A 22,837-nucleotide genomic window follows, 5' to 3' on the forward strand; every position below is an offset into this window, starting at 1 on the left:
AGTTTTGCATCAAGAGGACTCGCGGTGGATCGCACTCAGTTAATCAGCAACGCCCGTAACAACCTGGCCGGGCTCGGCCGGGGCAACCTGGGTGTGCCGCTGTTGCTGCTGGTGATGTTGGCAATGATGATGTTGCCGATACCGCCGTTCCTGCTCGACGTGTTCTTCACTTTCAACATCGCCCTGTCGATCGTGGTCCTGCTGGTCTGCGTCTACGCCCTGCGCCCGCTCGACTTCGCCGCATTCCCCACCATCCTGCTGGTGGCCACGCTGTTGCGCCTGGCCCTGAACGTGGCCTCCACCCGGGTTGTGATGCTGCATGGCCAGGAGGGCCACGGCGCCGCCGGCAAGGTGATCCAGGCCTTCGGCGAGGTAGTGATCGGCGGTAACTACGTGGTCGGTGCCGTGGTGTTCGCCATCCTCATGATCATCAACTTCGTGGTGGTGACCAAGGGTGCCGGGCGTATTTCGGAAGTGAGCGCGCGTTTCACCCTCGACGCCATGCCCGGCAAGCAGATGGCCATCGACGCCGACCTCAACGCCGGCCTGATCGACCAGGCCCAGGCCAAGCACCGTCGTGCCGAAGTGGCGCAGGAAGCCGAGTTCTACGGTTCGATGGACGGTGCCAGCAAGTTCGTCCGCGGTGACGCCATCGCCGGCCTGCTGATCCTGTTCATCAACCTGATCGGCGGCATGCTGATCGGCATGCTGCAGCACGGCATGAGCTTTGGCGATGCCGGCAAGGTGTACGCCTTGCTGACCATCGGTGACGGTTTGGTGGCGCAATTGCCATCACTGTTGCTGTCCACCGCTGCCGCGATCATGGTTACCCGTGCTTCGGGCTCCGAGGACATGGGCAAGCTGATCAACCGGCAGATGTTCGATTCGCCCAAGGCCCTGGCGGTGTCCGGCGCGCTGATGATCGTCATGGGTCTGGTGCCGGGCATGCCGCACGTGGCCTTCCTCAGCCTTGGCCTGCTGGCCGGTGGTGGCGCGTACCTGGTGTGGAAGAAGCAGCAGAAGGCCAAGGCGCAGGCGCTGCAGGAGGCGCAGCGCCAGCAGGACCTGTTGCCCTCGCCACAGCGCGCGCTGGAAACCAAGGAGCTGGGCTGGGACGACGTCACGCCGATCGACATGATTGGCCTGGAGGTCGGCTACCGGCTGATCCCGCTTGTCGATCGCAACCAGGGTGGCCAGTTGCTGGCGCGGATCAAGGGCGTGCGCAAGAAGCTGTCGCAGGACCTGGGCTTCCTCATGCCCACCGTGCACATCCGCGACAACCTTGACCTGCAGCCCAGCGCCTATCGCCTGACCCTGATGGGGGTGATCCTGGCCGAAGCCGAGATCTACCCGGATCGCGAACTGGCAATCAACCCGGGGCAGGTGTTCGGTACCCTCAACGGCATTGCCGCGCGTGACCCGGCGTTTGGCCTTGAAGCCGTGTGGATCGATGTCGGCCAGCGCTCCCAGGCGCAGTCGCTGGGCTACACCGTGGTCGACGCCAGTACCGTGGTGGCCACCCACCTGAACCAGATCCTGCAGAAGCATTGCCACGAGCTGATCGGCCATGAAGAGGTCCAGCAACTGCTGCAGGTGTTGGCCAAGGCATCGCCTAAACTTGCAGAAGAGCTGGTGCCGGGTGTCATTTCGTTGTCGGGCCTGCTCAAGGTGCTGCAAGCGCTGTTGTCGGAACAGGTGCCGGTGCGCGATATCCGCAGTATCGCCGAGGCGATCGCGAACAACGCCGGCAAGAGTCAAGATACCGCCGCGCTGGTGGCGGCGGTGCGCGTCGGATTGTGTCGCGCCATCGTGCAAAGCATTGTCGGCGTTGAGTCGGAGCTGCCAGTGATTACCCTGGAGCCAAGGTTGGAACAGATTTTGCTCAATAGTCTGCAAAGGGCCGGGCAAGGTCAGGAAGACGGTGTTCTTCTGGAACCGAGCATGGCCGAGAAGCTGCAGCGTTCGCTGATCGAGGCGGCCCAGCGCCAGGAAATGCAGGGCCAGCCGGCCATCCTCCTGGTCGCCGGCCCGATCCGCGCCATGCTGTCGCGTTTCGGCCGCCTGGCTGTACCGAATTTGCATGTTCTGGCGTATCAGGAAATACCGGACAACAAGCAAGTCACCATCGTTGCCACCGTGGGCCCTAACGGCTGAGGTAGGGGATAATGCAAGTTAAGCGATTTTTCGCCGCCGATATGCGTCAGGCCATGAAGCTGGTCCGTGATGAGCTGGGCGCCGATGCCGCCATCATCGGCAACCGTCGCATCGCCGGCGGTGTCGAGCTGACGGCCGCGCTGGACTACAAGCTGTCCGCCCTGGCTCCACGTGTGCCCAACGCCGAACTGGAAGAAGAGCTGCGCAAGACGCATACGCGCATCGCCACCGCCCAGGCCGAGCTGGGCCACCGCCAGGACAGCAGCGACAACAACCGCCAATTGTTCGCCGGGCAGTCGCTGACCGCCGCCGAGCCGTTGATCGAACCGCATGTCGATGTTCCCGAGGCTGCTGCAGCGCCTGCGTCGGCGCCGGTCGACCCGCGCCTGTTCGATGCCATGCGCTCCGAGCTGTCGGGCCTGCGCGAGCTGCTGGAAGTGCAGCTCGGCTCGCTGGCCTGGAACCAGCTGCAGGGCAGCAAGCCGCAGCAGGCCACCGTCTGGCGCCGGCTGCAGCGTATCGGCCTGTCCGGGCCGATCGCCCGTGAACTGTTGGACCTGACTGCCGAGATCGACGAGCCACGCCAGGCCTGGCGCATGTTGCTTGCGCACCTGGCGCGGATGATCGAAATCCCCGAGGTCGAGCCGATCGAAGAGGGTGGGGTGATTGCCATGGTCGGCCCGGCCGGCATGGGCAAGACCACCACCCTGGCCAAGCTGGCCGCCCGCTACGTGCTCAAGTACGGCGCGCAGAACCTGGCGCTGGTGAGTATGGACAGCTTCCGCATTGGCGCCCAGGAGCAGCTCAAGACCCTGGGCCGCATCCTCAACGTGCCGGTGACCTACGTCGACCCGGGCCAGTCGCTTGCTGCGGCGCTGGAGCCGCTGCTGCGCAAGCGCGTGGTGCTGATCGATACCGCCGGCCTGCAGGCCAGCGACCCGGCCCTGCGCATGCAACTGGATACCCTGGCCGGGCGTGGCATTGCCGCGAAGAACTACCTGGTGCTGGCCACCACCAGCCAGAAGCAGGTGCTGACCGCCGCCTACCACAGCTACAAGCGCTGCGGCCTGGCTGGTTGCATCCTGACCAAACTCGATGAAACGGCGAGCCTTGGCGACGTGCTGAGCCTTGCCATCAGTCATGAACTGCCAGTGGCCTACCTGACCGACGGGCCGCGCATTCCTGACGACCTGCACCTGCCTCGGGGGCACCAGTTGGTATCCCGCGCGGTCAATGTGCAGCAGCAGGACGAGCCCAGCGAAGAGGCCATGGCCGACATGTTCGCTGATCTCTATCACAACCCACGGCGAGCGGGTTGATGATGAAGTGTGTGCAAGGTAGCTATGCCAAAGGGTACGCAGAATTGCCCTACGTGTGGCCTGAGTCCCAGCGAGACAAGGTAAAGAACAGACATGGGTAGCATGCATCCCGTACAGGTGATCGCCGTGACCGGTGGCAAAGGTGGCGTCGGCAAGACTAACGTTTCAGTGAACCTGTCCCTGGCGCTGGCCGAGCTTGGCCGCAGGGTCATGCTGCTGGACGCCGACCTGGGCCTGGCCAATGTCGACGTACTGCTGGGCCTTACCCCCAAGCGGACCCTTGCCGATGTCATCGAAGGGCGCTGCGAACTGCGCGACGTGATGTTGCAGGGCCCTGGTGGAGTGCGCATCGTGCCGGCTGCCTCGGGCACGCAGAGCATGGTGCACCTGGCCCCGGCCCAGCATGCCGGGCTGATCCAGGCGTTCAGCGAAGTCGGCGACAACCTCGACGTGCTGGTGATCGACACCGCGGCCGGTATCGGTGATTCGGTGGTCAGCTTCGTCCGCGCCGCCCAGGAAGTGCTGCTGGTGGTATGCGATGAACCCACCTCGATCACCGATGCCTACGCCCTGATCAAGCTGCTCAATCGCGACTACGGCATGAACCGTTTCCGCGTGCTGGCCAACATGGCGCAGAGCCCGCAGGAAGGCCGCAACCTGTTCGCCAAGCTGACCAAGGTCACCGACCGCTTCCTCGACGTTGCCCTGCAGTACGTGGGCGCCGTGCCGTATGACGAGTGCGTGCGCAAGGCGGTGCAGAAGCAGCGTGCCGTGTACGAAGCCTTCCCACGCTCCAAATGCGCGCTGGCCTTCAAGGCGATAGCCCAGAAGGTCGACAGCTGGCCGCTGCCTGCCAACCCGCGTGGCCATCTGGAATTCTTTGTCGAGCGTCTGGTGCAACCCACCAGCGCGGGTCCAGTGCTATGAACGCCAGCGGTTTCAAGATGTACAGCCGAGCGTCGAAAGACGCCCAGTACGAGCTGATCGAACGCTACGCCCCGCTGGTCAAGCGCATCGCCTACCACCTGCTGGCGCGGCTGCCGGCCAACGTGCAGGTCGAGGACCTGATCCAGGCCGGCATGATCGGCCTGCTGGAAGTGGCCAACAAGTACGACGCCAGCAAGGGCGCCAGCTTTGAAACCTATGCCGGCATCCGCATCCGCGGGGCCATGCTGGACGAAGTGCGCAAGGGCGACTGGGCACCGCGTTCGGTGCACCGCAACACCCGCATGGTCAGCGACGCGATGCGTGCGGTTGAAGCCAGAACCGGCCGTGACGCTAAAGATCATGAAGTTGCTGCCGAACTCCAATTGAGTCTCGATGATTACTACGGGATCTTGAACGATACCCTGGGCAGCCGCCTGTTCAGCTTCGACGACCTGTTGCAGGACGGTGAGCACGAAGGGCTGCATGAGGATGGCGCCAGTGGCCAGGTAGAACCTGCGCGCGGCCTGGAGGACGAGCGCTTCCAGGCCGCCCTGACCGAGGCCATCTCCAACCTGCCGGAGCGTGAGCGCCTGGTGCTGGCGCTGTACTACGACGAAGAGCTGAACCTCAAGGAAATCGGTGAGGTGCTGGGGGTCAGCGAGTCGCGGGTCAGCCAGTTGCACAGCCAGTGTGCCGCGCGCCTGCGCAGCCGCCTGGGGGAATGGCGGGCGCGTTGAGCCCGCTGTCGTTGCAGTCGTTTTCTACGTTGTACCGAATTGTGAATGCGCGCTCGGGGCCGAGCGCGTTTGAGACTGCTTGGAGGTCTACTTGAACAAAGACATGAAAATCCTCATCGTTGACGACTTTTCGACGATGCGGCGGATCATCAAGAACCTGTTGCGTGACCTGGGCTTCACCAACACCGAAGAAGCCGATGACGGCACTACGGCGCTGCCGATGCTGGAGAACGGCCACTACGACTTCCTGGTGACCGACTGGAACATGCCTGGCATGTCCGGCATCGACCTGCTGCGCAAGGTGCGTGCCCACGATCGCCTGAAAACCATGCCGGTGCTGATGGTGACCGCCGAAGCCAAGCGCGACCAGATCATCGAAGCGGCCCAGGCCGGCGTCAATGGCTACGTGGTCAAGCCGTTCACCGCCCAGGTGCTCAAAGAAAAGATCGAGAAGATCTTCGAACGCGTCAACGGCTGAGTCACGTCAGGGGGCGCGCCATGGATTCATCACAAACGTCTTTGGGCGAGTTCGAATCGACCCTGAAGAAGCATGCCCAGGAGCTGGTCGAAAGCCTGGAGCGGGGCCGTTTCGGCGAGGCGGTGCAGCTGATTCATGAGCTGAACCAGACCCGCGACCGCGGCCTGTACCAGGAAGTCGGCAAGCTGACCCGCGAGCTGCACAGTGCCATCGTCAGTTTCCAGATCGACCCGACCATGCCGCAGGCCGAGGAGGTGTCGCAGATTACCGACGCCACCGAGCGCCTGTCGTACGTGGTCAGGCTTACCGAGGGCGCGGCCAACCGCACCATGGACCTGGTCGAGGAAAGCACCCCGGTGCTCAACGATTTGGCCAGCGAGGCACAGGCACTGAGCGCCGACTGGCAGCGTTTCATGCGCCGTGAAGTGGCTGCGCCGGAGTTCCGTGACCTGGTCAAACGCATCGACAGTTTCCTGACGCACAGCGCCGAGGGCAACCGCAAGGTCGCCGGGCACCTCAACGACATTCTGCTGGCCCAGGACTATCAGGACCTGACCGGCCAGGTGATCAAGCGCGTCACCACCTTGGTCACCGAGGTGGAAAGCAACCTGCTCAAACTGGTGCTGATGGCCAGCCAGGTCGACCGCTTCGCGGGCATCCAGCATGACCACGATCAGCTTCGCGCAGAAAAAGATCGAGAAAAACATCCGACTCGGGGTGAAGGTCCGCAGATTCATGCCGATAAGCGTGAAGACGTTGTGTCCGGTCAGGACGATGTCGATGATCTGCTGTCCAGCCTGGGTTTTTAAGGAGCACGTTTGATGAGCTTCGGCGCCGATGAAGAAATCCTCCAGGATTTCCTGGTAGAAGCCGGCGAAATTCTTGAGCAACTGTCCGAGCAACTGGTCGAGCTGGAAAGCCGGCCCGACGATGCCGACCTGCTCAATGCGATCTTTCGCGGTTTCCACACTGTAAAAGGGGGCGCCGGCTTCCTTCAGCTGAACGAGCTGGTGGAGTGCTGCCATATCGCCGAGAACGTGTTCGACGTCCTGCGCAAAGGTGAGCGCCGGGTCGACGCGGAACTGATGGATGTGGTGCTCGAGGCACTGGACACGGTCAACAGCATGTTTGGCCAGGTGCGCGAGCGCGCCGAAGTGACCCCGGCTACCCCCGAGCTTTTGGCGGCGCTGTCGCGCCTGGCCGAGCCGGGGGGCGCCGTGGCCGTTGAAGCGCCTGCCGCCGCAGCACCGGCACCGGTTGCCGAAGCGCCTGCCGAGGAGCAGGACATCACCGACAGCGAGTTCGAACAGCTGCTCGATTCGCTCGATGCGGTCAAGGCGCAAGCTGCGGCCGACGAGCAGATGCAGGGCGAGACCGTGAGCGGTGAAGGTGACGAAATCACCGACGCCGAGTTCGAGTCGCTGCTCGACCAGTTGCACGGCAAAGGCCAGTTCAGCGCCGAGGTTGCCGCGCAGCCGGTTGCCAGCGCGCCGGAAGTGGCCAGCGACGAAATTACCGACGCCGAATTCGAATCGCTGCTGGACCAGTTGCATGGCAAGGGCACCTTCCAGGCCGATGCCTTGCCCGCTGCCAAGGCGCCGGCGCCTGCTGCAACTGACACCGGTGCAGCCAGCGATGAAATCAGCGAGCACGAGTTCGAGGCGCTGCTGGACCAGTTGCACGGCAAAGGCAAGTTCGGCGGCGACGTGGCCGCCGTCGAAGCCCCGGCTGCAACCAAGGTGCAAGTGCCGGCAGCGGCCAAGGCCGACAGCCAGCCCGTGGCCAAGCCAGCAGCAGCTGCTGCTCCGGCACCGGCGCCGGCGCCTGCCAGCAAACCTGCCGCAGCACCCCGCGCCCCGGCCCCGGCCGCCGACAAGCATGGCGCCAGCGAAGCGGAAACCACCGTGCGGGTCGATACCGCGCGCCTGGACGAGATCATGAACATGGTCGGCGAACTGGTCCTGGTGCGTAACCGTCTGGTGCGCCTGGGCCTTAACAGCGGTGACGAGGCCATGTCCAAGGCCGTGTCCAACCTCGACGTGGTCACCGCCGACCTGCAGACCGCGGTGATGAAAACCCGCATGCAGCCGATCAAGAAAGTCTTCGGCCGCTTCCCGCGCCTGGTGCGTGATCTGGCCCGCCAGCTCAAGAAAGAAATCAACCTGGAGCTGGTCGGCGAAGAGACCGACCTCGACAAGAATCTGGTCGAGGCCCTGGCCGACCCGTTGGTGCACCTGGTGCGCAACGCTGTCGACCATGGCGTGGAAATGCCCGAAGAGCGTGAAGCCTCCGGCAAGGCGCGCACCGGCCGCGTAGTGCTGTCGGCCGAGCAGGAAGGCGACCACATCCTGCTGTCGATCTCCGACGACGGCAAGGGCATGGACCCCAACATCCTGCGCGCCAAGGCCGTGGAAAAGGGCCTGATGGACAAGGATGCCGCCGATCGCCTGAGCGAGTCGGACTGCTACAACCTGATCTTCGCCCCGGGCTTCTCGACCAAGACCGAGATTTCCGACGTGTCCGGCCGCGGTGTGGGCATGGACGTGGTGAAGACCAAGATCTCCCAGCTCAACGGCTCGATCAACATCTTCTCGGCCAAGGGCCAGGGCTCGAAGATCGTCATCAAGGTGCCGCTGACCCTGGCGATCATGCCCACCCTGATGGTGATGCTGGGCAACCAGGCGTTCGCCTTCCCGCTGGTCAACGTCAACGAGATCTTCCACCTCGACCTGTCGCGCACCAACGTGGTCGACGGCCAGGAAGTGGTGATCGTGCGCGACAAGGCGCTGCCGCTGTTCTACCTCAAGCGCTGGCTGGTCCAGGGCCAGGTGCACGAAGAGCAGCACGAGGGCCACGTGGTGATCCTGTCCGTCGGCACCCAGCGCATCGGCTTTGTCGTCGATCAACTGGTTGGCCAGGAAGAAGTGGTAATCAAGCCGCTGGGCAAGATGCTGCAGGGCACCCCGGGCATGTCCGGGGCCACCATCACCGGCGACGGTCGCATCGCGTTGATTCTCGACGTCCCGAGCATGCTCAAGCGTTACGCCGCGCGGCGTATTTGATTTCGGTGGCGCACCCTGGCGGGTTGCGCCGCCTAATGGAGTGTTTATGGCAGTCAAGGTCCTGGTGGTGGATGATTCCGGTTTCTTCCGCCGCCGCGTCTCGGAAATCCTCTCGGCGGATCCGACGATCCAGGTAGTGGGTACCGCGACCAACGGCAAGGAAGCAATCGACCAGGCGCTGGCGCTGAAGCCCGATGTCATCACCATGGACTACGAAATGCCCATGATGGACGGCATCACCGCGGTGCGGCACATCATGCAGCGCTGCCCGACGCCGGTGTTGATGTTCTCGTCGCTGACCCATGAAGGCGCCCGTGTCACCCTCGATGCGCTGGATGCCGGTGCGGTGGATTACCTGCCGAAGAACTTCGAGGACATCTCGCGCAACCCCGACAAGGTCAAGCAACTGCTGTGCGAGAAGGTGCATACCATTTCCCGCAGCAACCGCCGTTTTGGCAGCTACGCCAGCCATGCGCCGGTTGCCGCACCCGTACCCGCGCCAGCAGGCAGCGGTCACGCAGCTGCCAGCAGTTTCGCCAGCCCGGCAGCGGCGCGCACGCCTGCGCCTGCCCGTGCAGCGGCCCCGGCAGCGGCGCCAGCGCATTCGCCGGCACCCAAGCGCAAGCCATACAAACTGGTGGCCATCGGTACCTCCACGGGCGGCCCGGTCGCCCTGCAGCGGGTGCTGACCCAGCTGCCGGCCAACTTCCCGGCGCCGATCGCACTGATCCAGCACATGCCAGCGGCGTTCACCAAGGCCTTTGCCGAGCGCCTGGACAAGCTGTGCCGCATCAGCGTCAAGGAAGCCGAGGACGGCGACATGCTGCGCCCGGGCCTGGCCCTGCTGGCCCCAGGTGGCAAGCAGATGATGATCGACGGCCGTGGCGCGGTGAAGATCCTGCCCGGTGACGAGCGTCTGAACTACAAACCGTGCGTGGACATCACCTTCGGCTCGGCGGCCAAGTCGTATGGCGACAAGGTGCTGTCGGTGGTGCTTACCGGCATGGGTGCCGATGGTCGTGAAGGGGCGCGCCTGCTCAAGCAGGGCGGCAGCACGGTCTGGGCCCAGGATGAAGCCAGCTGCGTGATCTATGGCATGCCCATGGCCATCGTCAAGGCCAACCTTGCCGACGCGGTGTACAGCCTGGACGAAATCGGCAAGCACCTGGTGGAGGCGTGCGTCTGATGGACGTGCTCAGCCTGATCGGCCTGATCCTCGCGTTTGTCGCCATCGTCGGTGGCAACTTCCTCGAAGGCGGCCATGTCGGCGCCCTGATCAATGGCCCGGCGGCACTGATCGTGCTGGGCGGCACCCTGGCAGCGGCCTTGCTGCAGTCGCCGCTGTCGTCGTTCAAGCGTGCCTTGCAGATTCTGCGCTGGATCCTGTTTCCGCCACGGGTAGACCTGGCGGGCGGGATCGACCGCGTCGTCAACTGGAGCCTGACCGCGCGCAAGGAAGGCCTGCTGGGCCTGGAAGGGGTGGCCGACAGCGAGCCTGACCCTTATGCGCGCAAGGGCCTGCAGCTGCTGGTGGATGGTGCCGAGCCGGAGGCCATCCGCAGCATCCTCGAAGTCGACTTCCTGACCCAGGAAAGCCGTGATATCCAGGCCGCCAAGGTGTTCGAGAGCATGGGCGGCTACGCGCCGACCATCGGCATCATCGGTGCGGTGATGGGCCTGATTCACGTGATGGGCAACCTGGCCGACCCGTCGCAACTGGGCAACGGCATTGCCGTGGCCTTTGTCGCGACCATCTACGGCGTGGCCAGCGCCAACCTGGTGCTGCTGCCGATCGCCAGCAAGCTCAAGGCCATCGTCATGCGCCAGTCGCGCTACCGCGAGATGCTGCTCGAGGGCCTGCTGTCGATTGCCGAGGGTGAGAACCCGCGCTCGATCGAGCTGAAGCTGCAAGGCTTCATGGAGTAACCCATGCGTCGCCGTCGTCATACCGAGGAACACGAAAACCACGAACGCTGGCTGGTGTCCTACGCCGACTTCATCACCTTGCTGTTCGCCTTTTTCGTGGTGATGTATTCGATTTCCTCGATCAACGAGGGCAAGTACAAGGTCATTTCCCAGGCCTTGCTCGGGGTGTTCAACGACCCCGAGCGCAGCATGAAGCCGATCCCTATCGGTGAAGAGCGGCCGCTGAGCGTGCGCCCGGCCGAGCCGTTGGTGAAGGACAGCGAGCAGACCGATGCGGGCCTTGGGGCGACCAGTATCGATCCGCTGAAAGCCATCAGCGATGACGTGCGCGATGCCTTTGGCGACCTGATCAAAAGCGACCAGATGACTGTGCGCGGCAATGAACTGTGGATCGAGATCGAGCTCAATTCCTCGTTGCTGTTCGGCAGTGGCGATGCCATGCCCAGCGACAAGGCGTTTGCGATCATCGAGAAGGTGGCCGGCATTCTCAAACCGTTCGCCAACCCGGTGCACGTCGAAGGCTTTACCGACAACCTGCCAATCCGCACTGCGCAGTACCCGACCAACTGGGAGCTGTCTTCGGCTCGGGCGGCAAGCATCGTGCGCCTGCTGGCCATGGAAGGGGTCAACCCGGCACGCATGGCCTCGGTCGGCTATGGCGAGTACCAGCCAGTTGCCAGCAACGACACTGCCGAAGGCCGTGCGCGCAATCGCCGCGTGGTGCTGGTGATTTCGCGCAACCTCGAAGTGCGCCGCAGCCTGACTGGCTCGGGCAGTGCCAATGCCACGCCGGATGCTGCATTGCGCCGGGCTGGCACACAAAGTGCACCGGCAACGCCAGCAACGGTGGCGGGGCAGTGATTCGTCAATTCCCCGACGTTGCCAAGTAGTTGAATGTAGCGCGGTCCTCTGTGGGAGCGGGTTCACCCGCGAAGAAGGTGACACGGTGCATGGCACCGGCTGCGCCGGTGTTCGCGGGTAAACCCGCTCCCACACTGATCGCGCCAGCTTTCCGATGTTGAGCAAGACAGTTGCCCCAGCAGTGTCCCTGCCAAATCAATAGATAGAGTTTGCTTGATGAGAGTCTGGGCAGTAGCCAATCAAAAAGGTGGCGTCGGCAAGACCACCACTACCATCGCCCTGGCCGGCCTGCTGGCCGAGGCCGGCAAGCGCGTGGTCGTCGTCGACCTCGACCCGCACGGCTCGATGACCAGCTATTTCGGGCACAACCCCGATGCCCTGGAGCACAGCTGCTACGACCTGTTTCTGCACAAGGGCGCGGTGCCCGAGGGCCTGCCCGGGCAACTGCTGCTGCCTACCAGTGACGAACGCATCTCGCTGTTGCCGTCGAGTACCGCGCTGGCGGTGCTGGAGCGCCAGTCACCGGGGCAGAACGGCCTGGGCCTGGTGATCGCCAAGAGTCTGGCGCAGCTGTGGCAGGATTTCGACTATGCCCTGATCGACAGCCCACCCTTGCTCGGTGTGCTGATGGTCAATGCCCTGGCAGCCAGCCAGCAGCTGGTGATTCCGGTGCAAACCGAATTTCTCGCGGTAAAGGGCCTGGAGCGCATGGTCGGGACCCTGGCCATGGTCAACCGCTCGCGCAAGCAGGCGCTGCCGTACCAGATCGTGCCGACCTTGTTCGACCGCCGCACCCAGGCCTCGCTGGCCACGCTCAAGCTGCTGCGTGACACCTACGGCCAGCATGTGTGGCAGGGCTATATCCCGGTGGATACGCGCCTGCGCGATGCCAGCCGCAAGGGCGTCACGCCCTCGCAATTCGACAGCAAGAGCCGCGGGCTGGTTGCCTACAGGGCGCTGCTCAAGCACCTGCTGACCTACAAGACTGCGGCGCAGGTGGCCTGATGACCCAGACCCGGCAAACCAGTACCCGGCCACAGATGGCCCTGCAGTCGTACCTCGACGGCCTGCTGCAGGACGCCACCGAAGCCGAAGACTTGTTCGAGGCGCCAGCGGCGGCGGAAGAGTTCGCCGAAGCGGTGCGCGAAGAGCAGGCGCGTGATGCCTTGCAGCAAGCCAGGCCGGCGTCAGCCGAAGCAACCGTCAGCCCCGCACCACGGCCTTTCGCCGAGCCCAGGCTGGCGGTGCTGCCACAGGTGATGCCGGTGGAGGCACCGGTAGTGACGGTAGTCGAGCGCGAGGTGGTGGCCGAGGCCAGCATCCCGGTGCTGGTCGAGGAGCAGACCGTGGAGCCGGCAGTGCCGCTGGTGGACGTACACCTGCCGGCGCCGCAGGTACCCGTGCCCCCGGCCACGGTCGATGGCCGCCCGGCCTGGGCCGCCGAGCCGTTCGAATGCCTGCTGTTCGACGTGGCGGGCCTGACCCTGGCGGTGCCGCTGGTGTGCCTGGGCTCGATCTACACCCTGGCCGGCCAGGAACTGACACCACTATTCGGCCAGCCGGATTGGTTTCTCGGCATCCTGACCTGCCAGGCCGGCAACCTGAAGGTGCTGGACACCGCGCGCTGGGTGATGCCCGATCGCTACCGCGATGATTTTCGCCAGGGCCTGCAGTACGTGATTTCCGTGCAGGGCTACGAATGGGGGCTGGCCGTACACCAGGTCAGCCGCTCGCTGCGCCTGGACCCGTCCGAGATCAAGTGGCGCAGCCAGCGTGGCCAGCGCCCGTGGCTGGCCGGCACGGTTATTGAACACATGTGTGCGCTGCTCGACGTCGCTGCACTGGCCGAGCTGATCGCCAGTGGTGCGGTCAAGCAGATGCACGCCAAACAGAAATGACACCGAACACACCGCCTGTGGCGGATTTTGAGGGTAGGGGAATGAAAAAGTCGTCTGCACAAGGTTCCGAAGATCCGATCCTGCAATGGGTTACCTTCCGTCTGGACAATGAGTCCTACGGCATCAACGTGATGCAGGTGCAGGAAGTGTTGCGCTACACCGAGATCGCCCCGGTGCCGGGTGCACCAAGCTACGTGCTAGGCATCATCAACCTGCGCGGCAACGTGGTGACCGTGATCGACACCCGCCAGCGTTTTGGCCTTATGCCGACTGAAGTCACCGACAACACCCGTATCGTCATCATCGAGGCCGACAAGCAAGTGGTCGGTATCCTGGTCGACAGCGTGGCCGAGGTGGTCTACCTGCGCCAGTCCGAGATCGAGACCGCGCCGAACGTGGGTAACGAAGAGTCGGCCAAATTCATCCAGGGCGTGTGCAACAAGAACGGCGAACTGCTGATCCTGGTCGAGCTGGACAAGATGATGACCGAGGAAGAGTGGTCCGAGCTGGAGAACATCTGAGTTGATCCTAGAGGTTGCTGTCATCTTCCTGGCGCTGGTCTGGGCGCTGAGCCTGTGGTTTTTCCTCAACTACAGCAAGCGCCAGCGCGAGCTGGCTGCGCAGCAGGCAGCGGGTGACGCGCTGCGTGACCAGCGCATCAAGGACCTGGCCAAGCGCCTGGACGATTACCAGAACGGTACCGTGCGCATGGGCGAGGCGCTGCATGACTTGCGCGTGGCGGTTGCGCCGCTGCCCGACAAGATCCAGCAACTGGAACAGCGCGACCCGCACAACGTCACCTTCACCCAGGCGGCCAAGCTGGTGGGCATGGGCGCCAGCGTGGCGGAGCTGACCGAAAGCTGCGGCCTGACCCAGGCCGAGGCAGAGCTGATGAGCAAGCTGCATCGCGGCAACTGATTGCCATGAGTCTTGTGCGGTCCTAGCACAGCGGCCGCGCAAGCCCGTCCGGCCGTCAGTAACCCTGAGCGTTTCCGGCCATTGCGACCTCTTCCAGGGGTAGCAACCGCAGCTCTGCACGCCGTTGTGCTGCTTCATCCAGCAGCGCGTCGTAGTTCAGGGTGTGCATGTTTGCCAGGTCCGCCACCTGCCTGAAGGTGTACAGCTCAGGTAGACGTTGGTCGATCACATGGTTGAGCACCGCAGGCCCGGTCAGCGTGTTGAGCCTTTCGGTATAGGCCTGGAATGCCGCCGCATGCTGTCGCGGCGGTTTGGGGGCCTCGTAGAACGCCTGGCCCTCCGGGGTGAGGTAGCGCGCCAGGATCTCGTCGGAAATGGCGTTCAGCACCGGATTACCAGCGCGGCTACCAATCATGCTGGTGTTGTAGCTGGTATACATGCCCAATTGCGCATTGCACACCGGGCTCCTCAACAGCAGCCCGTCGAGGGGCGTGGTGAGCGGTACGCTGTCGATCTTTGCCCGCAGCTGCCCGGTTGCGTCCGGCTCGACCAGCAGATGGTCGTCAATATCCAGGTAGATGCCGCCTTCGCTGTGCAGGACGCGGTAGCGCAAGATGTCCGAGGCCGAGGAGAAGTTGCTGGCCACACCGCCATTCCCTTCCAGCGCAGCCTGGTACTGGTCGAAGTATTCACTTGCCGCGAATTGATGATAGAAAGTCTGCTGCTCCAGTACTGCAATCTTCAACCCCCCGTCGATGCGGGGCTGCAGCAGGGTCATGTTGCGTTCGAATGCCCGAGGGTTGGCGTTGGAGAGGTAGAGCTTGAGCGTGAAATCGCTGTTGCGCAGTGCCTGCACGTTGTTGTCGAGCGCAGTCAGGTAATCACCGGCGATCGTCCTGTCACCCAGCCAGATGTGTAATACCTGTCTGGGGACGGGTATGCCCGGTGCAGTCCCCAGTGCATCGAGGTCGACGGGCAGCTGCAGATCGATACCCAGTGCCCGCAGTGTGCGCGAGCGCGATGCCGGGCTGATTTCCCGCAACGGGTCCGTATCGGGCAGCAGCCGGCTAATCGAGGGCTGCAGCGGATCGGCACTGGCCACATAGTGTTGGCCGCCGCGTGTGCCGTTGGGGTACTTGAGCACGAAGCTGTCCCGTCGGGCGTCGTAGTAGAGCGGGTGCGGGCCATTGCCCACATCGCCGATCAGTTCGTCACCCGTGCCGAATGCCCTGCGCCGCGTTACGCAGCGGGCAATGTGTGAATCGGCGCCGGACCAGCTGGCGGCTACCTGGTCGCCCGCTACTGCCAGGTCCTGGAAATAGGGTGTCATCGCAGGCCCGGGCCAGCGTGGCGGCGAGACCGGGCTCAGCGGGTAGCCTATGCGGCCATTGAGCCTCACCGGTTTGATGAAGCCAATGGGGCGTTGGCCGAACAGCGCCTTGCTCGCCTTGACTCCGCGCGCCAGCCCCGGGACTGCGTTCAGCAGGCCGAACACGGCCTGCTCCGCGCCTTCGAGCTGTTGGTTCACATCCTTGCCGTGCAGCGCCTGGTCCAGGCCCACTGTAAATTGGGCCACCCCGGCCACGGCAGCCAGGGGTAGCAGTCCGGGAACCACCAGCAGAAACGGTGTGGCCAGGTTCATGGTCAGGTAGAAATACCTGCGCCATGCGGCCTTGGTTACTTCACTGTCGCGCGTGATCAGGAAGTCGGCGTCGGATTGGCTGCGTTGACGTTGGGCCACCGTCAATGCCTCGAACAGGTTGTATTCGATGCGCGGGCTGTAAGTGTCCGCCTTGTAGTTGATCAGGGTGTGCGGGTTCCACACCCTGGCCAGGCGATACACGCTGGTTGCAGGCAGGATGATTCGGCGGGGCGGGAAATCGCCCATGCCCTGAAGTACCCGACGCAACCCCGACCGGCCAATCCTGTCCGGAATATCGCAGGCCCTGAAGTGGGCAAGCAGGGCCGCCCGTTTGTCGGCGTCGCGGCACTGCCTGGCAAGCCACGCACGCATGGCACCCGGGTTGGCGAACTCATGCAACGGCGCCGCATTGCCCGGTAGGTACAGCAAGGTCAGGCGGCTGCACATATCGCTCAGGCAAAGGATGTCGCTTGATGGGTAGCCATTGATGTTCAGCAGCCTGGCGTCTACCCCGTTGGCACTGAGGCTGGCGCCGTGGTGCCAGCGTTCCACGCCTGCCGCCCGCCACGCCAGGCTGCGCCCCTGTTCACTGAGGTTGCCCCGCAATGCCTGCCGGTTGCAGGCAGCGAGGAATGCGATGCACGCGCTGACGCTGTACTGGCTGGCGGCATGGGCCCAGAAGTCATCGAGCTGGCGTTTGAATACGCCTTGGAAGTCGAGTTGCCAGATGTAGGACTGGAAGGTCGTGGCATCGAATTGCACATAAGTGCTGGCGTCGTAGCGCATGGGTGCGCTCTGGCGGAAAAGGCCATGGAATTCGGTGTGCACATCGATGTCATGGGCCAGGCCGCTTCCTGGCAATTCATCGACGATCGTCACCTGACCATGACTGAAGGCCTCGGCCCAGGGCGCTCGACCGTGTGGCAGGGACAGCTCCGGCAGTACTTCGAGCAGGTCGACGGTGGCCGTCCCGCCTCTTAGCAGTAGCTGCGCGGTTTGCTCGGCAACCTTGGAATAGCCGCTTTGCTGCCAGTTTCCAAGCAGCGCTTCGGTCATGCTCATTTGTTGGACGACCTTGGCCAGCCAGCCCCGCTTGGGAACGAATTTGCAATGCAAGGTCACTGCAAGCGTGTTGTCGGGTTCCAGATCAAGCCGCTGCTTGCGTGCCCATTCGCGGATGGCTGCACTGGCACTGCGGTCAGGGCGAGGCACGGAACCCAACATTGCCTTGACGTAGTCTTGGCCGGCTGCGCCGACCACAGCTTGGCGCTGGTTCATGTTCGGCTCCAGGAATGGTTGCCACCCACGCTGGCGATCCGGTTCAGGGGCAGGAGCGTACGCACCGAATCGCGCATGCGTGGCAGGTCGACGAACTGGTAGGAGTTGATGCGCGGCATGCCATAGAGATTGGTGAGCTGTCGCAGGATGCGCAGGCTCGGCAGTTGCCGATCTACAACGTCGCTGAGCAGGGCAGGGCCGGTGAGGTAGCTCAGGCGGCTGGCATATTGATAGAAACTTTCCGGATCATCCTCCAGGCTGGGCTTGCTGTCGTAAAATTCCCGATTGAGCTGGTAGCGTGCGAGCATCTCTTCGGAAATGGCCTCCAGGGTTGGGTTGCCGGGGTGGCTGCCGATAAGGCTGGAATTGTAGAGGCTGTTCATGCTCATCGTTTCATTGGACATGGGCGGTACCAGCAGCAGCCCTGTGGCGTCCGTGCTCAGTTCGACCTGATCGATGGGTTCACCGGCGGGCCCTACCGGCTGCCCGTCGATGATCAATGAGTATTCGCCTGGCGCGAGCAAGGTGTCATCGACATCCATGTACAAGCCACCTTCGTGGTGCAGCATCGGGTAGCGCAGCACATCGCATGCCGATGCATAGTTGCTGGCAACGCCGCCGTTGCCATCCAGGGCAGCGTCGTACTGCGCGTAGTATCTGCTTTGTCGAAAAGCCCTGAAGAAGGCCTGCTCCTCCAGCGGCAGAACCTGCAAGCCCGGAGCATGACTGGCCAGCAGATCCAGGTTTTCGGCATAGGCGTGCCGGGCAGTGCTGGAAAGGAACAACCGTATGCTGTATTCGCTGTCTTGCAACTGCGCTGCGTTCTGGCGCAGGTTGGCCAGCAGCTCCGGGCCGATGACCCGGTCACCGACCCAGAGGCAGGAGATGCGCTTGGGTATTGGCCAGCTGCCCGGCGCTCTGGCAGGCACCTGTAGCGGCAGTGGCAGGTCCACGCCCAGCGCCCGCAAGGTGCGAATGCGCGTTGCATTGGTAACCACACGCCCTTGTGGCGCGGGGTGCAGGTTCCTGCTGCCAGGTACCGCCACGAAGCCGACAGGGTCGACCCGGTTCAGGTCTTCGGCCCGAATGAATACGTCCCGCGCCATGTCGTAGATGACCCTGGTGTTGTAGCCACCGATGGTCGCTGCGAGGGTGTCCGGCTCACCATCGTACTGGGGGGTTCGGACAACGGAGTCGGCAACCGCCTGGTCACCGTCGGCCAGTGGCTCAATCGGGTCGGTGATATGGAAGTAGCATGCACCCTCGGGCTCGGGGAAGCTCGGTGGCGACAGCGGGCTCAAGGGGTAGCCGATTTGCTCATGTAGCCGCGTCGGCGGTGCGAAACCCTCGATCTTGAATTCGAATAGTGCCTTGCCCCTTGCGGCAGCGCCTGCCGCAAGGGGCAAGGCGTTGAACAGGCCCCAGGTGATGTTGCCGATGCCTTCCTGACGCTGCTGCAGTGACTTGCCGTGGATTGCCTGGTCGAGCCCCAGGCCAAGCTGGGCGATACCGCCGACGGCCAGCAGTGGCCCCAGGCCGGGTACCACCAGGCACAGTGGCGCCAGCAGATTGAGCGTTGTGGCCAGGTAGCCACGCCACCTGGCCTTGATGATTTCGCTGTCAGCTGTGATCAGAAACGCGGCATCGTCGTAGCTGCGCTGACGCTGGCGCTCGGCCAATGCCTGGAACAGGTCGCCCTTGATCTTTGGGTTGTACCGGGCAGGTCGATAATTGACATAGGTCTGCGGCGGCCAGGTGCCGTCGTCGTTGAAATAGCCGTGTTCTGGCGGCAGCAGGTGACGCTCAGGGTAGGCGCCCAGCCCCTCCAAGGCAGTGTCCAGGCCGCTGAAATCAGGGCCTTGCGGGCAATCGGCCAAGCGAAAGTGCTGTTTCAGGGCCTGGCGCCTGGACGGGTCTTTGCATTGTTCGCCGACCCACGCCTTCAATTCTCGTTCGCTGTTGAACGTCAGCAGAGGTGAGCTGTTGCCAGGTACATACAGCACTGTCAGGTCGGTGGCGGGGTCGTTCAGGTACAGCAGGTCGGTAGCGGCATAGCCATAAATGCTCAAGGTGCTGCGTCGCAGCCTGTTGCGCCGGGGCATCAGCCCGGCCGCTTGCCAGACCAGTTGCCGTGCGGGCTCGCTGAGGCTGCCCTCGCTGACCTGTCTGTTGCAGGCTGCGATGAAGTTGAGCTTGAGTGCCAGCCTGTGGCTGTGCAGGTGGTCACGCCAGTAGGCATCGAGCGACGCCTTGAAAGGCTGCTGGAAATCCAGGTTGGTGATGAACTGCTGGAAGGCTTCGGCGCTTACCGGCAAATGGGTGGAGGCGTCGTAGCGTTGCGGGGTAGTGCGCCGGAACAGGCCGTTGAATACTTCGAAGGGTGCCCCGTAGTGATTGAAGGCGGGTTGCGGGAGGGTTCCCACCAACCGTATCGGGCCTGGGGGTAACGCACCGGCCCATGGTGCTTGCAGCAGCTTGCCGAACATGTCGCTGGCAGACTCGCCCTGCCAGTTGCCCAGCAATGCCTGGGTCAGGCTGGTGCGCTGGCTGATTGCGGCCAACTGGCCACCTGCGCCATCCGAACAGTAGTGGAGGGTAACGACGTCGAGCTGGTCCGGGTCCAGGTCATGGCCTTGCTGCGCAAGCCATTGGCGGATGGTGCGGTTGGCTTCACGATCGGGGCGAGGCACATGGCCGAGGTGGTCTATAACGTAATGCGTGCCCATCACGTTGATGCGGGTCGAATGCATGGGGGGTATACCTTGCGCTGAGATGAGGTCGGCAAGGTTGAAACAGGGGCGCGGGAAAACGGTGGTAGATATTTCGATACAGGACCTGACCGTTCTCATCGCACCTGGCCACGGTCGCTGATGGCATTTTGCATGTATGTCACTATCCTTCCGTTTCCTGTCCGGTTCCCTTCTTACCCGGGGTCTTACTTAAACGTTTAAATCCCTGCCTGTACGCACAAGGGATTTACGCAATGAACACCCTCTCTTCAAAGCAGTTGGCCCCCGGCGAACCACAGTTGCAGTGGTTGCGCCAGGCTGACAGCGATACCGCGCCAGCCATCATGCAACTCATCAACAGCACGGTTGGCGATGGCGGTGTTCTGGGTTACGAGCACGAGATGTCTGCCGGGCAGAGCGTCGAATTCACGGCCTCGCTGCAAGAGCGCATCCGTGGCGGCGATACCCACGTCCTGCTCGGCCAGGCAATGGCAGGGCCGGCATGCCTGGTCATCCTTTCGCGCAGCAGCATGCCGAACTGCCGGCATATTGCCGACCTTAGCAAGGGCGTGGTGCATCCGGCCTATCGCGGGTCTGGCCTGGTGGCACGGGCTTTCAGCGAAGTCGTGCGCTTGTGCCAGGCCCAAGGTATCGAGCTGTTGACCCTGGATGTGCGCGAAGGCACTCGTGCACACCGGTTATGGCAATCCTTCGGGTTCCAGACCTACGGCGTGCTTGACGACTACGCGCGGGTCGATGGCGTGAAGCATCGCGGCCATTACATGGCCCAGACCGTGGAAAGTCTTGCGCTGCGACTCAACCTGCACTGACTTGCCCTCATTGACCCCTGCCTGCGGTCATCCCCGTCAACGGCAACTGCTCATTCATCCAAGGAACGACCCAATGGCCCTATCTACTGCAGATTTTCGCGATCAGTTGGAGCAGAAGCTGCACCACCATCTGACCTTGTCCCACCCCATATTCAAGGAATTGCTTGCGCCTGAGGGCAACCGGCCGCTGCTGCGCAAGGTCGCGCTGCAAGGCTACCAGCTCACCAAGTATTTCCTGACTTATGTCGAGCACTTGTTCTTTCATTGCCCGCTGCCCGCCCACAAGCGGGCATTGATCACCAATTGCTTCGAAGAAGAAACCGGCCGGCTTTCGCGCACCGATAACCATGTCGTGCTCATGCAGAACTTCCTGAGGGCGCTCGGTATCACCGATGCCGAGCGTGATGCCGAGCAACCGCTGCCAGCCACTCGGGAGTTGATCGATTTCCGCCTGCAGGCGGTACGGGACCCGGCGCGTTATCACATTGGTGCAGCAGCAGTGATGATCGCCAGCGAGGGGCAGAACCTCGAGACCGTCGCAGGAGATGCACGGCACGTGTTGCTGGGGCGAGCGTATGGCCTGACCGAACAGGACCTGCTGTTCTTCTCGGTGCACCAGAAGGAAGACGTGGGCCACGTCAATGAAGGCTTGGACCTTGTCTCGCAGTTGTGCACCACCGCGCAGATGCAGGAAGAGGCGTTGCAGGCGGTAGACCACACCTGCCGGCTGTTCTACGCAATGTACGAAAACATGTACCAGGCCTATTGCCGAGCTCCGCAAGCCGAGGCGGTGTAATGCCCACACGATAAGGATTGGCCATGAAACAGAAATTCAGCTCTACCTTGATCGTCTCGGTGCTGGTAGTCGGCTTTGTGGTGATGTTCCTGTCCAGCGCCTTGAAGGGGTTGTACCAAGTCTATTTCGTCGATCTGGCCTCGCACTTTGGCGAGGGGCGCGCAGCCTTGGCCACCGCAGGATCGCTGTTCGTCCTGACCATTGGCCTGGTGTCGCCCGTGGTCGGGTGGCTGAGCGACCGGGTCGGCCCCTTGAGCACGGTGGCCCTGGGCAGTCTCAGCGGCGGGGTGGTGCTGCTGGGCGTGACCTTCGCCGGCACGCACCTGCTGGTGTTCACCCTGGTGTATGGCCTGCTTGGAGCCTTTGCCCTTGCGGCGATGACCTATGTACCCATGGGTATTCTGGTCGATCGCCTGGTCGCCGAACGGTTCAAGGCATTCGCTTTCGCATTCGTCACCAACGGCACGTCCATCGGCTTCATCGTGCTGTCGCCGTTGTGGATCATGCTGCAGCAGAGCGTGCCCTGGCAGTCGGTGTTCTCTTGGGTTGGTCTGATCTTCCTGGTGCCTTTGAGCCTGGCGCTGTATTGGGTATCCCGCACCGTGCCGCTGAAGCCCGACCCGCAGGCAGCAAAGGTCAGGCATCCGGTGATGTTTCTGCTGCGTGACCCGCGCTTCTTCGTGCTGGCGCTCAGTTTCGCCAGTTGTGGTGCCACCATGGCGTTCATCGATGTTCATCTGGTGTCGTTCTGGCAGGGTGAGGCGCTGCCCAGTTCGGTGCAGGCCAGCGGCCTGAGCCTGCTGGGTGTGCTGGAACTGGTCAGCGGCCTGCTCGCGGGTTGGTTGGCCACCCGCTACAACAAGGGCCTGCTGCTGATGATGTTCTACCTACTGCGAACCGCTGCGGTCATCGTGCTGCTGACCACGCCCGGGCCTCTCGGAACGTACGTGTTCGCTGTGCTGTTTGGCGCCAGTTACCTCGGAACGGTGGTGCTCACATCTGCCTTCTGCTTCGCGCTGTATGGCGCCGAAATCAAAGGCAAGGTGTTTGGGATGCTGTTCCTGGTACACCAACTTGGCGCTTTGGTAGCCACGCAGCTGGGCGCACTGGATTTCGACCGGCATCAAAGCTACCAGCTGACCTTGGCCGGCCTGGCCACGGCCACGGCGGTTGCTGCCCTGGCATCCTTGTGGCTGGTAGCGGTTCGCCCTTCAAGCGAAACCCTGGCCACTCAACTCGCCGAACCTGAATAGTCCACCGATCAATTGCGCATTGTTCAATG

Annotated in this window: 19 protein-coding genes; 17 read left to right on the forward strand and 2 right to left on the reverse strand. The window is 63.2% G+C overall.

Annotation, left to right across the window (positions count from 1 at the left end; translation table 11 throughout):
* Positions 1-24: 24 nt before the first annotated feature.
* The 14 genes from flhA to RR51_RS04160 all read left to right on the forward strand — a co-directional run bounded on the left by flhA (position 25) and on the right by RR51_RS04160 (position 14,280).
* Positions 25-2,154, forward strand: a complete 2,130-nt coding sequence (flhA, locus tag RR51_RS04095; protein WP_013973588.1) for a flagellar biosynthesis protein FlhA — start codon at positions 25-27, stop codon at positions 2,152-2,154.
* A gap of 11 nt (positions 2,155-2,165) precedes the next feature.
* A complete protein-coding gene (flhF, locus tag RR51_RS04100) occupies positions 2,166-3,473 on the forward strand; it encodes a flagellar biosynthesis protein FlhF (protein ID WP_015271206.1) in 1,308 nt (435 codons plus the stop codon).
* A 93-nt stretch (positions 3,474-3,566) separates the two neighbouring features.
* Positions 3,567-4,400 (forward strand): flagellar synthesis regulator FleN, encoded by an 834-nt coding sequence (gene fleN, locus RR51_RS04105; protein WP_039612698.1) that lies wholly within the window; start codon positions 3,567-3,569, stop codon positions 4,398-4,400.
* The gene (fliA, locus tag RR51_RS04110; RefSeq protein ID WP_003257298.1) at positions 4,397-5,137 is read left to right on the forward strand and encodes an RNA polymerase sigma factor FliA; all 741 of its coding nucleotides are present in this window, start codon (positions 4,397-4,399) and stop codon (positions 5,135-5,137) included. The genes fleN and fliA overlap by 4 nt, the downstream gene beginning before the upstream one ends.
* A 103-nt stretch (positions 5,138-5,240) precedes the next feature.
* Positions 5,241-5,615 (forward strand): chemotaxis response regulator CheY, encoded by a 375-nt coding sequence (locus tag RR51_RS04115; protein ID WP_161551427.1) that lies wholly within the window; start codon positions 5,241-5,243, stop codon positions 5,613-5,615.
* Positions 5,616-5,635: 20 nt separating this feature from the next.
* The gene (locus RR51_RS04120) at positions 5,636-6,424 is read left to right on the forward strand and encodes a protein phosphatase CheZ (protein ID WP_039612699.1); all 789 of its coding nucleotides are present in this window, start codon (positions 5,636-5,638) and stop codon (positions 6,422-6,424) included.
* A gap of 12 nt (positions 6,425-6,436) precedes the next feature.
* Positions 6,437-8,677 carry a chemotaxis protein CheA gene (locus RR51_RS04125; RefSeq protein ID WP_039612700.1) on the forward strand — a complete coding sequence of 747 codons (2,241 nt, stop codon included), beginning with the start codon at positions 6,437-6,439 and terminating at the stop codon, positions 8,675-8,677.
* A 46-nt stretch (positions 8,678-8,723) separates the two neighbouring features.
* Positions 8,724-9,863 carry a protein-glutamate methylesterase/protein-glutamine glutaminase gene (locus RR51_RS04130; RefSeq protein ID WP_039612701.1) on the forward strand — a complete coding sequence of 380 codons (1,140 nt, stop codon included), beginning with the start codon at positions 8,724-8,726 and terminating at the stop codon, positions 9,861-9,863.
* On the forward strand, positions 9,863-10,603 hold the full coding sequence (locus RR51_RS04135; protein WP_013973580.1) for a flagellar motor protein: 741 nt from the start codon (positions 9,863-9,865) through the stop codon (positions 10,601-10,603). The genes RR51_RS04130 and RR51_RS04135 overlap by 1 nt, the downstream gene beginning before the upstream one ends.
* 3 nt (positions 10,604-10,606) lie before the next feature.
* Positions 10,607-11,464, forward strand: coding sequence for a flagellar motor protein MotD (gene motD / locus RR51_RS04140; RefSeq protein WP_039612702.1), 858 nt, complete (start codon positions 10,607-10,609; stop codon positions 11,462-11,464).
* Positions 11,465-11,680: 216 nt separating this feature from the next.
* Positions 11,681-12,469 carry a ParA family protein gene (locus tag RR51_RS04145; RefSeq protein WP_013973578.1) on the forward strand — a complete coding sequence of 263 codons (789 nt, stop codon included), beginning with the start codon at positions 11,681-11,683 and terminating at the stop codon, positions 12,467-12,469.
* Positions 12,469-13,362: a CheW domain-containing protein gene (locus tag RR51_RS04150; RefSeq protein WP_039612703.1), complete on the forward strand. Its 894-nt coding sequence runs from the start codon at positions 12,469-12,471 to the stop codon at positions 13,360-13,362. Before RR51_RS04145 ends, RR51_RS04150 begins: the two co-directional genes overlap by 1 nt.
* 41 nt (positions 13,363-13,403) lie before the next feature.
* Entirely contained in the window at positions 13,404-13,883 is a 480-nt protein-coding gene (locus RR51_RS04155) for a chemotaxis protein CheW (protein ID WP_003254393.1), read from the forward strand.
* Position 13,884: 1 nt separating this feature from the next.
* Complete coding sequence (locus tag RR51_RS04160; protein WP_015271199.1) at positions 13,885-14,280, forward strand: DUF2802 domain-containing protein; 396 nt, start codon at positions 13,885-13,887, stop codon at positions 14,278-14,280.
* A gap of 55 nt (positions 14,281-14,335) precedes the next feature.
* On the opposite strand, the gene RR51_RS04165 is transcribed toward RR51_RS04160, so the two are convergent.
* Both RR51_RS04165 and RR51_RS04170 read right to left on the reverse strand, forming a co-directional pair.
* Entirely contained in the window at positions 14,336-17,200 is a 2,865-nt protein-coding gene (locus RR51_RS04165) for a dermonecrotic toxin domain-containing protein (RefSeq protein WP_039612704.1), read from the reverse strand.
* Positions 17,197-19,950: a dermonecrotic toxin domain-containing protein gene (locus RR51_RS04170; RefSeq protein ID WP_039612705.1), complete on the reverse strand. Its 2,754-nt coding sequence runs from the start codon at positions 19,948-19,950 to the stop codon at positions 17,197-17,199. The genes RR51_RS04165 and RR51_RS04170 overlap by 4 nt, the downstream gene beginning before the upstream one ends.
* 233 nt (positions 19,951-20,183) lie before the next feature.
* Between RR51_RS04170 and RR51_RS04175 the strand changes: the two genes are divergently transcribed.
* From RR51_RS04175 to RR51_RS04185, 3 genes are all read left to right on the forward strand, one after another.
* Positions 20,184-20,759 carry a GNAT family N-acetyltransferase gene (locus tag RR51_RS04175; RefSeq protein WP_039612706.1) on the forward strand — a complete coding sequence of 192 codons (576 nt, stop codon included), beginning with the start codon at positions 20,184-20,186 and terminating at the stop codon, positions 20,757-20,759.
* 73 nt (positions 20,760-20,832) lie between these two features.
* Positions 20,833-21,555 carry a TenA family transcriptional regulator gene (locus tag RR51_RS04180; protein WP_039612707.1) on the forward strand — a complete coding sequence of 241 codons (723 nt, stop codon included), beginning with the start codon at positions 20,833-20,835 and terminating at the stop codon, positions 21,553-21,555.
* A 23-nt stretch (positions 21,556-21,578) separates the two neighbouring features.
* Complete coding sequence (locus RR51_RS04185) at positions 21,579-22,808, forward strand: MFS transporter (protein ID WP_003257315.1); 1,230 nt, start codon at positions 21,579-21,581, stop codon at positions 22,806-22,808.
* Positions 22,809-22,837 lie beyond the last annotated feature (29 nt).

This window comes from Pseudomonas sp. C5pp (genome assembly GCF_000814065.1).
GTDB lineage: Bacteria > Pseudomonadota > Gammaproteobacteria > Pseudomonadales > Pseudomonadaceae > Aquipseudomonas > Aquipseudomonas asiatica.